Here is a 14,562-nt window from a genome sequence, read left to right as displayed (position 1 = left end):
CGATCCATGAAGGAGATCCAGAAGCAGCTCATCGAGTCGTTCGTGCGTGTCCGTTCCTTCCTCGAAGCACACCCCGTCAGCGGGCCCCTCAGCTACGCTGGCGTCCGCGAGACGCTCGACGACGTCGTGCGGCGGCTGCGGGAGCACGCCGGCGCACAGCTCACCGGACGGGACCTCAGCCGCAACGAGGTCCAGCGCCAGCGGCAGATGGTGCGCGATCTCGTCGATCGGCACATGCGGCCGATCGTCGCCATCGCGCAGTCGCAGGTCGACACCGGGTCCAGCGTGCTCCTGCCGGCGGCCCTGCGGCTGCCGCGCCTCAACCGCGGCATCACGCGGATCCTTCAGGAGTGCGATGGCATGATCGAGGCCGTGCGCCCGTTCGAGGCGACGTTCATCGCCGAGGGGCTCCCGGCGGATTTCCTCGCGCGCTTCGCCGCGGCGCGCAACGCGCTCGAGGCGGTGCTCGGCGGGCGCCAGTTGCAGGTGGGTGTGCACGTCGGCGCACGGGCCGGGCTCGCCGTGCAGGCGCGGCGTGGCCGAGCGGCGGTGCGGCGCCTCGATTCCATCGTCCGCGCCTCGTTCACGGATGAGATGACGCTCGCCGCCTGGCGATCGGCGAAGCGCGTGCAGCGGTCGCGCGGTGGCGCGGCCGGTCGAACGACCGACGAGGAGGAGCCGATGCCCGCGCTCGAGCGGGCGGCGTAGGCACGCCGGTCGGGGGATGGCGACGGCCAGCGGCGCGCGACCGCTGGCCGTCGTCGTACCCACGGATGCGCGGTAGATTCCGCCGCGACCCGGCTCTCACTCGCCCGCCCCCGATGCCCCGCCTCCTCCGTCCCCTCACCGCCGCCATCGCCTGGGCTTCGGTCCTCGTCCAGATGGTCATGTCGATCCAGCACGGCCTCGCCGCCGGCGACTCGTTCGCGCGCGCGACCATCGACTACTTCAGCTACTTCACCGTGACGACGAACACCCTCGTCGCGCTGGTGCTCACCGTGCCGTGGCTCGCCCCCGAGAGCCCCGCCGCGACGTGGCTCGGGCGGCCGCACATGACCGCGATGACCTGCGCGGCGATCATCGTCGTCGGGCTCGCGTACCATGTGCTGCTCAGCTCGATCAACCACCCCACCGGGATCGAGTACGTCACCGATCTCGGGCTCCACTACATCGTGCCGACGCTCTTCACGCTGCACTGGGTGCTCGCGGCGCCCAAGGCGGGGCTGCGCTTCGCGCACCTGCCCTGGTTCGCGGTCTATCCCACGGCGTACTTCCTCTATCTCGTGGCGCGCGGGGCGATGGTGGGGGAGTATCCGTACTTCTTCGTCGACGTGAACACCATCGGGCTCGGCGGCGCGGCGCGGAATGCGGCGGGGATCCTGGCGTTCTATCTCGTCGTCGGCGCATTCCTGCTGCTGGTCACCTCGAAGCAGCGGGCGGTGGAGCAGGGCTGATCGGATCCGGCGAACGGGGGGGGCGCACCGCGCGGAACGGTACGCGTGGCGGCATTCCGATGGCACGGGAGGACGGGGGCGACGCCAACTTGGCGCTCGCCCCTCGTTCGTTCCCGCGCTTCCTACTTGACTCATCATGATGAGTGGTATATACTCATGCTCATGACACAGCGCCTGCAGGTCCTCCTCGACGAGGACGAGTTCGCCGAGATCCGGCGGATCGCCAAGCGGCACCGGATGACCGTCGCCGAGTGGGTGCGCCAGGCGTTGCGTCTGGCGCGCGCGGACGAGCCCTACGCGGCCCCCACGCGGAAGCTCGCGGCGGTCCGTGAGGCGGCGCGGGGCGACTACCCGACGGCCGACATCGATCAGATGCTCGCCGAGACCGCGCTCGGCCAGCTCGACGGCCTCGAGGGTGGCGCGTGATCTTCATCGACGCGAACATCCCGATGTACCTGATCGGCGCGCCGCATCCCAACAAGGATGCGGCGCGTCGTGCGCTGGAACTCGTCATCTCGCGCGGGGAGCGGATGGTCACGAGCGCCGAGGTGATGCAGGAGATCCTGCATCGCTACGGAAGGATCCAGCGTCCGGATGCGATCCAGCCGGCACTCGACGCGCTCCTCGGCGTCGTGGACGAGGTGTTCCCGATCGATGCCGCGGATGTCCAGCGGGCGAAGGACGTGATGATGGGGATGAGCAAGATCTCGGCGCGGGATGCACTGCACGTCGCCGTGATGAAGCGACACGGGATCACCCGGGTGATGAGCTTCGACGTGGGGTTCGACTCCGTGGGGTGGGTCGAGCGGGTTGCCTGATCACGAGTCGTCTCGTATCATGAGATCATGAAGAAGCGTTCCGGTACCTCCGGGGCACGGAGCGGTCGGGTCTCGGAGCCTGTCCAGGTCTATCTCGCGGGTCCCGACCTCGATCTGCTCGACCGCCTCTCGACGCGACTGGGCGCGACGAAGTCGGACGTGCTCCGGCGCGGCCTGAGTGCGCTCGATGCGCAGTCGGCGGCGGCGCGCCGAGCCGACGTGGGGCCGCCCATCCCGGTCTTCACTGGTGGAACGGGACCTCGCGCAGGCGTGACGTTCGATCGCATGGCCGCCCTGCTCGACATCATGGACGAGGCGGATGATCCTCGCTGACGTGAACGTGCTGGTGTACGCGTCGCGCGACGATCTGGCGGAGCATGCGGAGTACCGCACGTGGCTGGAGCGGATGGTCGGCGCCCCGGAGCCGTTCGCGATCTCGGATGCGGTGCTCGCGAGCCAGTTGCGGATCGTGACCAATCCCCGCCTCTTCGAGGTGCCGACCCCCCTCGACGACGCACTGGGGTTCGTGGAAGCGTTGCGTGTGCAGCCGCGCGCCCGACTCATCACGCCCGGCGCGGATCACTGGTCGATCTTCACGGCGCTCTGTCGGTCGTCGGGCGCTCGCGGCAACCTCGTGCCTGATGCGTGGCTCGCCGCGCTGGCTATCGAGCACGGGTGTGAGTTCGTCACCGCGGACAAGGACTTCGCGCGATTCGAAGGGCTGCGTTGGCGGCATCCGCTCGCAGGCCGTTAACTGGTCGGACAGGGTCGATCCGACCGTCAGGACCGCGAGAACACCCGTCGCACATCCTCGTCCACGCGAGCGACGCGTCCGGTCGCCCGCGCGATCGGCACCCAGATGCTGCGCGAGGCCGCGAGCACCTTCCGGTCGCTCGCCCGCAGGATCTCCACGAACCGTTCGAATCGCACCGCCTCGGCGGCGCCGACCCAGGTGCTCGCGACGATCGCGTCACCCGGGAGCCCGGGCGCCTTGTAGTCGATCTCGTGGCGGTGGGCGACCCAGGCGTAGCGCGCCTGCTGCTCGGGCGTCGCCGCGTGGCGCCAGTGCGCGGTGGCGACATCCTGGATCCAGCGCAGGTAGACGACGTTGTTCACGTGCCCCAGTTCGTCGAAGTCCTCGGGGATCACGGGCACGGGCAGCTCGAAGCGCGGTGTGGGGTCGGCGGTCGTCATCGGGGGAACTTGGCGCGATCGATACGCGCGCGGAACCTCGCCGACTTGAACCGGGCGCCGAGCGGGGGCAAGTTGCGCGCATCCCACGTCCCGGAGCGTCCGTGCCCCGCCGTCTCATCGCCGTCGTGCTCGTTGGTGTCGTCGCCGTCTCGTCGCTCGCCCTGCGCGACCCGCGCGGCCGGGACGCGCAGGCGCGGCTCCGCTGGTACAAGGGGAACACGCACACGCACACGCTCAACAGCGACGGCGACTCGCACCCCGACGACGTGGCGAAGTGGTACAAGCAGCGCGGGTACGCGTTCCTCGTGCTCACCGACCACAACGTCCTCACGAGCGTCGAGGCGCTGAACGCGCTGCACGGGCTCGACGAGCGCTTCCTCGTGATCCGCGGGGAAGAGGTCACCGACCGATTCGGCGACAAGAACATCCACGTGAACGCGCTCGCGCCGTCGCGGCTCATCGCGCCGCAGGGCGGGACGAGCGTCCTCGACGCGCTGCAGCGTGACGTGCGCGCGATCCGCGCCGCCGATGCGGTGCCGCATCTCAACCATCCGAACTTCGGCTGGTCGGTCACGGCGGACGAGATCAAGCAGGTGGAAGGGCTCTCGCTCTTCGAGGTGTTCAACGGCCACCCGATGGTGAACAACGTCGGCGGGGGCGGCGTGCCGGGGCTCGAGGAGGCGTGGGACCAGATCCTCTCGAGCGGGAAGCTCATCTACGGCCTCGCGACGGACGATGCGCACCACTTCACGCGGCCGGAGGACCCGACCGCGTCGAGGCCGGGGCAAGGGTGGATCGTCGTCCGCGCCGACACGCTGACGCCGCGCGCGATCCTCGACGCGGTGGAGCGGGGCGAGTTCTACTCGTCCACGGGCGTCGAGCTGCGCGACTATCGCGCGACGGCCACGGAGATCACGCTCGAGATCAAGCCGACGGCCTTCAGCAAGTATCGTGTGCGCTTCACCGGACGGAACGGTCGGCTGCTGAGCGAGGTGACGACGACGTCGGCGACGTACCGGATCACCGGCGACGAGGGCTACGTGCGGGCGACGGTGCTCGAGTCGAATGGCGCGAAGGCCTGGACGCAGCCGGTGCTCGTGCGGCGGTGACGCGGCTGCGGTGAGCGGGCCGCGGGCATCGCCCGCGGCGATCGGTTGTGACGCGGGTCACGCGCCGACAGGGGCCTGCATTCTTGCCACCTCCGCGTCCGGACCCGCACCTTTCCTCGCATCATTAGAGCCGCTGCCCCCGACCCGGGGGAGGCCAGCGGCTTGCCGTCACACGCGAGGACCCGCGCTTGCCGCGATTCGATCGTCCGACCTTCCGCCGTGCCGTCCTCTTCGGCGCCGCCTGTCTCCTCGCCACGCTCAGCTGCGGTCGCGAGGTCACCGGTCCGCCGGGGATGTCGCTGATGCGCGGATTCGCGTTCGATGCGCGGTTCGACGCGCCGGGACTGGCGCACGGGGTCGCCGGCACGCTCGTGGACTTCACCGATGTGCGCGTGGTGCTGGTGAACGCGACCGGCGACACGGTGGTGAAGCGGGTGATCCCGTTCCCGAACGGGGCGGACTCGGTCGAACTCGGCGTGGACGTGCCGGTGTCGTCCTCGGCGCCGGCGAGCGGCGAGCTGATGAGCCTGGCGCTGGCGTTCATCAATGCGCAGGGGGACACGGTCTTCCGTGGCGGGCCGGTCTCGGTGCCGGTCGTGCCGTCGCGGCCGGGGCAGGCGCCGCCGCCCGCGCCGCAGGTGCCGGTGAACTACACCGGCCCCGGTTCGCAGGCATCGGTCGTGGAGATCGCACCCGGGGTCACGACGATCCTGTCGGGTGATCCATTCGCCTTCGTCGCCGCCGCGCGCGACGCGCAGGGGCAGCCGATCGCGGGCACGCCGATCGCGTGGCGGTCGGCGGACACCACGCGCGCGCGGATCAACACGCCCGGTGCCGGCACCGGAATCACGTTGCCCGCCCGCGGGCCGGTCGCGATCATCGCACAGCTGCTGACCGGACCGGCCGATACCGTGGTGCTCGACATCCAGCCGCGCGCGCAGGCGCTGCAGTTCGTGTCGGGGAACAACCAGTCGGGCACGTTCAACACGCCGTTGTCGCAGCCGCTCGTCGTGCGCGTGAACGCGACGGACGGGCAGGGGATGGCCGGCGTGGCGGTGAACTTCGCGGTGACGTCGGGCGGCGGCAGCGTGAGCTCCGCGTCCGTCGTGACGGACGCGAGCGGGCTCGCGCAGGTGACGTGGACGGTCGGCAGCGGGCTCGGCGCGCAGACGGTGACCGCGACGGCCACTGGCTTGGTCGGGTCGCCGCTGACCTTCACCGCGCAGCTGCCGACGGCGGAGCTGCTGCATCACTATCCGATGAACGGTGATCTCGCCGACGCGGTCGGCGGGGCGAACGGCACGCTGTTCGGCGGGGCGTCGGTGTCCAACGGCGTGCTCACGCTCGACGGGACGACGGGGTACGCCGAGTTCGCGTCGGCGGTGGTGCCGACGTCGGGGAGCTACACCGTGTCGATGTTCGTGCGCGCGGTGATCCAGGGCGACGGGGCGTATCTCTCGCAGGGCACATCCGGCGGGCCGGGCCTCGTCATCGGCTACACGCTCGGGCAGATCGATCTCGCGGTCGGTGATGGCGGTGGCAGCACCGGGGTCCAGCCGGCCGGTGATGACGGACTCTTCCACCAGATCGCGCTGGTGGTGGACTCGGCGGCGAACCAGTCGCGGCTGTACCAGGATGGCGTGCAGGTCGCGCTCTTCCCGACGGCGATCGTGCCGGCGGCGGGCGGCACGAACACACGCCTCGGGCGCGCGTACGGGTCGGGCGGCAGCTACATCCTCGGCGACTTCGACGAGTTCCGCGTGCATCGCGGGGCGTTGACGCCGGCGCAGGTGACGGCGCTGTACACGACGGGCGTGACGACGCTCGGCCGGCTCGTCTTCGGCACACAGCCCACGAACGTCGTGTCGGGCGCGGCGATGACGCCGGCCGTCGTGGTGCGCGCGGAGGATGCGCTCGGCCGCCTCAAGACGGATTACACCGGGCCGGTGACGCTCGCGCTCGCGAACAATCCGCGCGGCGGGACGCTGGGCGGAACGCTCACGGTCAACGCCGTGGGCGGCATCGCGACGTTCGCGGGGTTGTCGGTCGACTCGATCGCCGCGGGATACACGCTGCTCGCGACGTCGCCGGGGATCGCGTCGGTGGTGAGCACGCCGTTCGCGGTGCAGGCGGGGGCGGCGACCGCGCTCGAGTTCGTGCAGCAGCCGACGAACGCGGCCGTGAGCGCGGCGATCGCGCCGCCGATCACGGTGCGCGTGCGCGATGCGCTCGGCAACACCGTCACCGGGTTCAACGGCAACGTCACGCTCGCGCTCGGCGCGAACCCGGGCGGCGCGACGCTGGGCGGCACGACCACGGCGATCGTCGTCGGCGGGCTCGCCACCTTCTCGACCATCACGCTCTCGAGCGCGGCGACGGGCTACACGCTCGTCGCGTCGTCCGGCGGGCTCACGAGCGCGACGAGTGCGGCGTTCGACATCGGTGTGGCCGTCGGCGGGATCAACGAGTGGATCGCGGCGGGCGGCACCTGGGATGTCGCGGGGAACTGGAGTCTCGGTCGCGCCCCCATCCCGACGGATACGGTCCGGCTCAATGCCGTCGGCACGTACACCGTGGTGCTCGCCGAGGACGCGACGGTGGCGCGCGTGGAGATCGGCGGCGCCGGCGGGCGGAACGCGACCTTGTCGGTGGACGGCACCTTCACCCTGACCACCACCGAAGGCGTGCAGGTGAACGGACCGGGGATCCTCTCGCTCGAACTGGGCGCGATCATCCTCGGCGCACCGGTCGCGAATGACGGCCTCATCCGGTCCAACGGCGGGTCGATCGCGGCCGATCTCGTCCACAACGGCTCGCTCCTCGCGCGGGGGACGACCGTCGTCTCGGGGGCGGTGACGACCACGGCGGTGTCGGCGATCGACATCGAGGCGAACGCCGGGGCCGGCGACATCGGTGTCTCCTTCGCGAACGGTTTCACGAACAACGGGGACATCCTGCTGACCTCGACCGGCGGAGTCTTCGACGCCGGGCTCGCGTTCTCGACCGGCACGCTGGTCAACGGGGCCGGCGGAACGATCACGTTCGCCGCCGGGACGGGCGGGGCGCGCACCTTCTTCGGCCGCCTCGACAACCAGGGCACGATCACGGTCGCAACGCCTTCGGTGATCCAGCTGCAGGATGGCGCGAACACGAACAACGGCACGATCAACGTCAACGCCCAGCTGAGCCTCGGCATCTCGGGTGTGGCGCCGACGTTCACGAACTTCGACACCATCGTGATCGCGTCCGGGCAAGTGCTCGGGCTCACCGCGGGTTCGTTCACGCAGGCGAGCGGGGCGCTGATGACCGGCGGCGGCAGCCTCGCGGTGACGTCTGGCGCCGCGCTGCGCCTGCTGAACGGCGCGGTGCTCAGCAACGTCGCCAATAGCGGCCTCATGGAAGTGAGCGGCGCCAGCTCGATCGGCGGGTCGTTCTCGATGAACAGCGGTTCGTTCCTGCGCATCGGCGCCATCGGCGCGCAGACGGCGGCGACGACGCTCACGCTCGCGTCGGGCTTCACGAACAGCGGCGTGATCCAGCTGACGAACCAGACGGCGAGCCCGCAGGCGGTCGACGCGACGCTGCAGCTGAGCGCGGGGACGCTCACCAACGCGGTGGGCGGCCTCATCACGACCGCGGCGGGGAATGGCGGCGGCACGCGCAGCATCGTCGGGCCGGTGCTCAACCAGGGTCTGCTCGAGATCGCGCCCGGCGCGGCGGGACAGCTCGCCATCACCGGCAACTTCACCGGCAGCAGTGGCACCGTCGCGGTGGACCTCGGCGGCCTGGTGCCGGTGACGCAGTACGACCAGCTGACGATCTCGGGCACGGCCACGCTCGGCGGCACCTTGAACGTCGGGCTCTTCGGCGGCTTCACGCCGACACCCGGGAGCTCGTTCGACGTGCTCACGGCCGGCACGCGCACGGGGACGTTCGGCACGGTGAACGCCGCCGCGGGCCTCCAGGCGGCGCCGTCGTACTCGGCGACCGGCGCGACGGTGCTCGGCCCCACGGCTGGGCTGGTGAACGCGTGGACGAGCGCGGCCGGCGGCAACTGGAGCGGCATCGCCAACTGGAGCCTGGGGCGGACGCCGATCGCGACCGACACGGTGAGCATCGCCGCGTTGGGCACGTACACGGTGACGATGGACGTGGGTGATACGGTCGCGGCGCTCTTCGTGGGCGGCGGGGCGGGGACGCAGACGCTCGCGGTGGTCGGGCGGACGCTGCAGGTGGACGGCGACGCGTCGGTCGCGACCAGCGGCGCGCTCACGATCTCGACGGGCGGCATCGTCCGCGGGGCGGGGACGCTGACGAGCCAGGGGGCGATCACCACAGCGGGTGGGTCGATCCAGAAGGCGCTCACCAACGCCGGGACGGTGACCGCGCGCGGAGCGATGGGGTTCACGCAGGCGGTGACGAACAACGTCGGCGCGATGCTGCGCGTGAGCGGTGAGTCGACCACCGGCGCGGCGACGCCGACCTTCGGCGGCGGCGTGTCCAACGCGGGGAACATCGAGTTCACCACCTCGACGACCGGATACAACCTCCAGATGACGGTGACCGGCGGGGCACTGACGAACCTTCCCGCCGGGACGATCACGTCGCTCGTGGGGACGGGCGGCACGCGCACGATCACGGGCACGATCGACAACCAGGGCACGATCGCGCTCCCGGCCGACCTGACTGTGACCGGCGTGGACGCGGCGCACGTCAACAGCGGCACGATCACGATGACGACCGGCGATCTCACCGTGACGATGACGGGCACGACGCCGAGCTTCACGAACACGGGGACGATCGCGGTGGCGGGGCGGACGTTCACCGTGACGGGCGGTACGCTCGACCTCTCGGCGGGTGTGGTGACCGGCTACACTGGCCGCCTCGTCACCTCCGGCGCACCGACGGTGCGGTTCTCGGTGCCGACGGTGCAGCCGCGCGTGACGTTCTCGGCGACGACGGTGCTGCCGGATCCGCTCACGGTGCCGGCCGGCGACTCGTTGCGCATCCTCGGCGGGACGTTCGCCCCGCCGTCGCTGACCAACAACGGCCTGCTGGTCCTGGAAGGCGCACCGACGATCACCTCGGCCGTGACGACCGGGACGGGCTCGACGATCCGCGTCCGCGGCTCGAGCGCCGGCGGTGGTCCCACGGCGACCTTCACCAATCCCCTGACCAACGCGGCCGCCATCGAGCTCACGGCGGAGACCGCGGGCTACAACGGCGTGCTCGTCGTCCCGACGCTGACCAACACGGCGACGGGCACGCTGACGTCGCTCGCGGGCTCGGGCGGCACGCGCACCTTCACCGGCACGCTGGTCAATGCAGGGACAGTGACCCTCCCGCACGATCTCAGCATCACCGGCGCGAGCGCGGCGCACGTGAACAGCGGCACGATCACGATGACCACCGGCGACCTCGCCGTGACGATGACGGGGACCTCGCCGAGCTTCACGAATACGGGCACGATCGCGGTGGCCGGGCGGACGTTCACCGTGACGGGCGGTACGCTCGACCTGCTCGGCGGCGTGGTGACCGGGTACAGCGGCCGCCTCGTCACCACCGGCACACCGACGGTGCGCTTCACCGTCCCGACGGTGCAGCCGCGCGTGACGTTCTCGGCGACGACGGTGCTGCCGGATCCGTTCACGGTCCCGGCCGGCGACTCGTTGCGCATCCTCGGCGGGACGTTCGCCCCGCCGTCGCTCACCAATGATGGGCTCCTGCTCCTCGAAGGCGCGCCGACGATCACCTCGGCCGTGACCACTGGAACCGGCTCGACGATCCGGGTGCGCGGTTCGAGCGCCGGCGGTGGTCCCACGGCGACGTTCACCAATCCGTTGACCAATGCCGCGGCGATCGAGCTCACCGCGGAGGCCGCGGGCTACAACGGCGTGCTGATCGTCCCGACGCTGACGAACACGGCGACGGGCACGCTGACGTCGCTCGTAGGGTCGGGTGGCACGCGGACCTTCACCGGCACGCTGCTCAACGCCGGCGCGGTGAACATCCCGCATGACCTCAGTATCACCGGTGCGAGCGCGGCGCACGTGAACAGCGGCACGATCACGATGACGACGGGCGATCTCGCCGTCACGATGACGGGCACGACGCCGAGCTTCACGAACACGGGCACGATCGCGGTGGCCGGGCGGACGTTCACCGTGACGGGGGGTACGCTCGATCTGCTGGGTGGCGTGGTGAGCGGCTACAGCGGCCGCCTCATTACGACCGGCACTCCGACGGTGCGCTTCACCGTCCCCACGGTCCAGCCGCGCGTGTCGTTCTCGGCGACGACGGTGCTGCCGGATCCGTTCACGGTCCCGGCGGGCGACTCGTTGCGCATCCTGGGCGGGACGTTCGCCCCGCCGTCGCTGACCAACAACGGCCTGCTGGTCCTGGAAGGCGCGCCGACCGTGAATTCGGCCGTCACCACCGGGACGGGCTCGACGATCCGCGTGCGCGGCTCGGGCGTCGGTGGCGGTCCCACGGCGACCTTCACGAATCCCCTGACCAACGCGGCCGCCATCGAGCTCACCGCGGAGACCGCGGGCTACAACGGCGTGCTGATCGTGCCCACGCTGACGAACACGGCGACCGGCACGCTGACGTCGCTCGCAGGCTCCGGTGGCACGCGCACCTTCACCGGCACGCTGGTCAACGCCGGCGCGGTGAGCATCCCGCACGATCTCATCCTCACCGGCGTGGACGCGGCGCACGTCAACAGCGGCACGATCACGATGACGACGGGCGATCTCGCCGTCACGATGACCGGAACGACGCCGAGCTTCATGAACAACGGGACGATCGCCACCAATGGGCGGACATTCACGGTGACGGGCGGCACGCTCGACCTGCTCGGGGGTGTGGTGACCGGGTACACCGGTCGCCTCGTCACGACCGGCGCGCCGACGGTGCGGTTCACGGTGCCGACGGTCCAGCCGCGCGTGTCGTTCTCGGCGACGACGGTGCTGCCGGATCCGTTCACGGTCCCGGCGGGCGACTCGTTGCGCATCCTGGGCGGGACGTTCGCCCCGCCGTCGCTGACCAACAACGGCCTGCTGGTCCTGGAAGGCGCGCCGACCGTGGATTCGGCCGTCACCACCGGGACGGGCTCGACGATCCGCGTGCGCGGCTCTGGCGTCGGTGGCGGCCCGACGGCGACGTTCACCAACCCCCTGACCAACGCGGCCGCCATCGAGCTCACCGCGGAAGCCGCGGGCTACAACGGCGCGCTCATCGTGCCCACGCTGACGAACACGGCGACGGGCACGCTGACGTCGCTCGCAGGCTCCGGTGGCACGCGCACCTTCACCGGCACGCTGGTCAACGCCGGCGCGGTGAGCATCCCGCACGATCTCATCCTCACCGGCGTGGACGCGTCGCACGTGAACAGTGGCACGATCACGATGACGACGGGCGATCTCGCCGTCACGATGACCGGAACGACGCCGAGCTTCACGAACACTGGGACGATCGCCACCAATGGGCGGACATTCACGGTGACGGGCGGCACGCTCGACCTGCTCGGGGGTGTGGTGACCGGGTACACCGGTCGCCTCGTCACGACCGGCGCGCCGACGGTGCGCTTCACCGTCCCGACGGTGCAGCCGCGCGTCACCTTCTCGGCGACGACCGTGTTGCCGGATCCGTTCACGGTGCCGGCGAACGATTCGCTACGGGTCTTCGGCGGGACGTTCGCGCCGCCGTCGCTCACCAATGATGGGCTGCTGATCCTCGAGGGCGCGCCGACGATCACCTCGGCGGTGACGACCGGGACGGGCTCGACGATCCGCGTACGCGGCACGGGCATCGCCGGCGCCCCGACCGCGACCTTCACGAATCCACTGACCAACGCGGGCGCGATCGAACTCACGGCAGAGGCCGCGGGCTATAACGGCGTGCTCATCGTGCCCACGCTGTCGAACACGGCGACGGGTACGCTGACGTCGCTCGCGGGCTCGGGCGGCACGCGCACCTTCACCGGCACGCTGGTCAACGCCGGCGCGGTGAACATCCCGTACGACCTCAGCATCAACGGCGCGAACGCCGCACACCTGAACAGTGGCACCCTCACGATGACCACCGGCGACCTCACCGTGACCCAGTCTGGCGCGGCGCCGAGCTTCACCAACACGGGGACCATCGCGGCCAACGCGCGGACGCTCACCATCAACACCGGCGCGGTGGAGCTGACCGACGGCCTCATCTCCGGATATGGCGGCCGCTTCATCACGACCGGCGCCGCTGCCGTCCAGTTCCAACCGTCCAACGTGCAGCCGCGGGTCACCTTCGCTGCGACGACCACGGTGCCCGTGTCCCTCACCGTCGGGGTCAGCGACTCGCTCCGTGTCCTGGGCGGGACCTTCGCCCCGACCGCCCTCGTGAACAACGGGTTCGTCGGGCTCGAGGGCACGCTGACGGTGAACACCGCGTACACGTCGGGCGCGGGATCCACCCTCGCGGTGCGCGGTGTGAGCCAGCTCGCCAACGTCACCTTCACGAACGGCTTCACCAACAACGGGACGCTCACGCTGAACGCCGAGGGGGCCGGGTACACCGTCACACTCGGCCTCGGCACGCAGACGCTCACGAACTCCGCGACCGGCACCATCGCGATCCAGCAGGGCAGCGGCGGCAGTCGCACGATCAACGCGGCGCTCATCGACAACCTCGGCAGCTTCCAGGCCAACGCGACCGCGACCGTCGGCGCCCCGCTCGACCAGCGAGGGACGATGACCGTGGCGACCGGGCGCACCCTCACGGTGAGCGGGCTGCTCTCGCTCTACAGTGGTTCGTCGACCACGGTCACGGGGGCGCTGGTGAAGACCGGCACCTGCTCGAACCTCGGCGGCACCATCGGCGGGACGGGCACAGGCGCGACGTGCCCCTGATGCGACGCATCGCCGCGATGCTGCTCCTGTGCGCGCCCCTCGCGGCGCGCGCACAGGAGCCGGCACCGCAAGCCCAGCCAACGGGCATCATCGCTGGGGCGGTCCGGGATGAGGCGGGACGCCCGGTCCCGCAGGCGGTCATCACCGTCGACGGCACGGCGCGACAGACCCGCTCCGACACGGCCGGCCGCTTCGCGCTCGAGCGCGTGCCGGTCGGCATCCAGGAGATCACCATCCGCCGCATCGGTTTCCGGCCCGCGCGCGCGCAGCTCGCGGTGCGCCCCGACAGCGCGATGGTCATCGCCGTCACGATGGTCGCCGATGCGCAGACCCTCGCCGGGGTCCGGATCGAGGAGCAGCTGCTCAACCAGCTCAGCGGCGTGGTGATCGACGAGCAGGGACGGCCCATCGCCGGCGCGGAGGTCGACGTCGTCGGACTCCGCCGCGCGATGGTGAGCGATGCCGACGGGCGATTCATCTTCGTCGATCTCGCACCGGGGAACTACCTCCTGGAGGTCCGGAAGGAGGGCTACGGCCTCGCGCGGCGGGCCGTGCAGATGGTCGCGCGGATCGAGCGCGACCTGGCGGTGCGCCTCTACGCCGGAGTGGACGAACGGACGAGCCTCGCGCTCGCGCGCGTGGTCGCGGCGGAGATGGATCGACGGAAGTCGTTCGCCGGCGCACAGGCGGCCTTCGTCACGCGTGCCGAACTCGAACGCTGGGGGGAGGCCCCGCTCATCAACGCGCTGATGGGGAGCTCCGGCGCGCTCGCGATGCGCACGCTGGTGGACGTGCCGCGCGACCGGCGCTCGGCGCGCGGCCCCGGCTCCATCGATACCCGAGGGACGGCTGGCGCACGCTCCTCCATCGGCGCGGCGAACGCCCCGACGGTCTCGTGCGTGCTCGTCAACGGGCACGAGATCGCGAGCGGCGACCTCCTGAGCTTCTTCCGTGCCTCCGAGGTCGAACTGGTCGAGATCTTCCCGGTCGGGAGCGAGAACTCCCGCACCTTCTGCGGGCGCTTCCCGCCGTCGACGGGCTGCAACTGCCCGCCGGATCCCGCGGGGCTCGTCGTCTGGTTGCGGAAGTGAGC

At 70.9% G+C, this 14,562-nt stretch carries 10 protein-coding genes; 9 read left to right on the top strand and 1 reads right to left on the bottom strand.

Annotated elements, in window-relative coordinates:
• Positions 1-6 precede the first annotated feature (6 nt).
• From IPJ78_00955 to IPJ78_00930, 6 genes are all read left to right on the top strand, one after another.
• Positions 7-708 carry a hypothetical protein gene (locus IPJ78_00955; GenBank protein MBK7905113.1) on the top strand — a complete coding sequence of 234 codons (702 nt, stop codon included), beginning with the start codon at positions 7-9 and terminating at the stop codon, positions 706-708.
• 113 nt (positions 709-821) lie between these two features.
• Positions 822-1,454, top strand: a complete 633-nt coding sequence (locus IPJ78_00950) for a Pr6Pr family membrane protein (GenBank protein MBK7905112.1) — start codon at positions 822-824, stop codon at positions 1,452-1,454.
• 162 nt (positions 1,455-1,616) lie between these two features.
• Positions 1,617-1,880: an antitoxin gene (locus IPJ78_00945; protein ID MBK7905111.1), complete on the top strand. Its 264-nt coding sequence runs from the start codon at positions 1,617-1,619 to the stop codon at positions 1,878-1,880.
• A complete protein-coding gene (locus tag IPJ78_00940) occupies positions 1,877-2,272 on the top strand; it encodes a type II toxin-antitoxin system VapC family toxin (GenBank protein ID MBK7905110.1) in 396 nt (131 codons plus the stop codon). The genes IPJ78_00945 and IPJ78_00940 overlap by 4 nt, the downstream gene beginning before the upstream one ends.
• Positions 2,273-2,299: 27 nt before the next feature.
• On the top strand, positions 2,300-2,605 hold the full coding sequence (locus IPJ78_00935) for a hypothetical protein (GenBank protein MBK7905109.1): 306 nt from the start codon (positions 2,300-2,302) through the stop codon (positions 2,603-2,605).
• Positions 2,592-3,026, top strand: a complete 435-nt coding sequence (locus IPJ78_00930) for a type II toxin-antitoxin system VapC family toxin (GenBank protein MBK7905108.1) — start codon at positions 2,592-2,594, stop codon at positions 3,024-3,026. The genes IPJ78_00935 and IPJ78_00930 overlap by 14 nt, the downstream gene beginning before the upstream one ends.
• Positions 3,027-3,052: 26 nt before the next feature.
• On the opposite strand, the gene IPJ78_00925 is transcribed toward IPJ78_00930, so the two are convergent.
• On the bottom strand, positions 3,053-3,466 hold the full coding sequence (locus IPJ78_00925) for an acyl-CoA thioesterase (GenBank protein ID MBK7905107.1): 414 nt from the start codon (positions 3,464-3,466) through the stop codon (positions 3,053-3,055).
• 101 nt (positions 3,467-3,567) lie between these two features.
• Between IPJ78_00925 and IPJ78_00920 the strand changes: the two genes are divergently transcribed.
• The 3 genes from IPJ78_00920 to IPJ78_00910 all read left to right on the top strand — a co-directional run bounded on the left by IPJ78_00920 (position 3,568) and on the right by IPJ78_00910 (position 14,560).
• Entirely contained in the window at positions 3,568-4,575 is a 1,008-nt protein-coding gene (locus IPJ78_00920) for a CehA/McbA family metallohydrolase (protein ID MBK7905106.1), read from the top strand.
• Positions 4,576-4,763: 188 nt separating this feature from the next.
• Positions 4,764-13,469 carry a hypothetical protein gene (locus tag IPJ78_00915; GenBank protein ID MBK7905105.1) on the top strand — a complete coding sequence of 2,902 codons (8,706 nt, stop codon included), beginning with the start codon at positions 4,764-4,766 and terminating at the stop codon, positions 13,467-13,469.
• A complete protein-coding gene (locus tag IPJ78_00910) occupies positions 13,469-14,560 on the top strand; it encodes a carboxypeptidase regulatory-like domain-containing protein (GenBank protein MBK7905104.1) in 1,092 nt (363 codons plus the stop codon). Before IPJ78_00915 ends, IPJ78_00910 begins: the two co-directional genes overlap by 1 nt.
• Positions 14,561-14,562 lie beyond the last annotated feature (2 nt).

The sequence above is a fragment of the Gemmatimonadota bacterium genome (assembly GCA_016714015.1).
Classification (GTDB): domain Bacteria; phylum Gemmatimonadota; class Gemmatimonadetes; order Gemmatimonadales; family Gemmatimonadaceae; genus Pseudogemmatithrix.
This window is presented reverse-complemented; position numbering and strand designations above follow the sequence as displayed.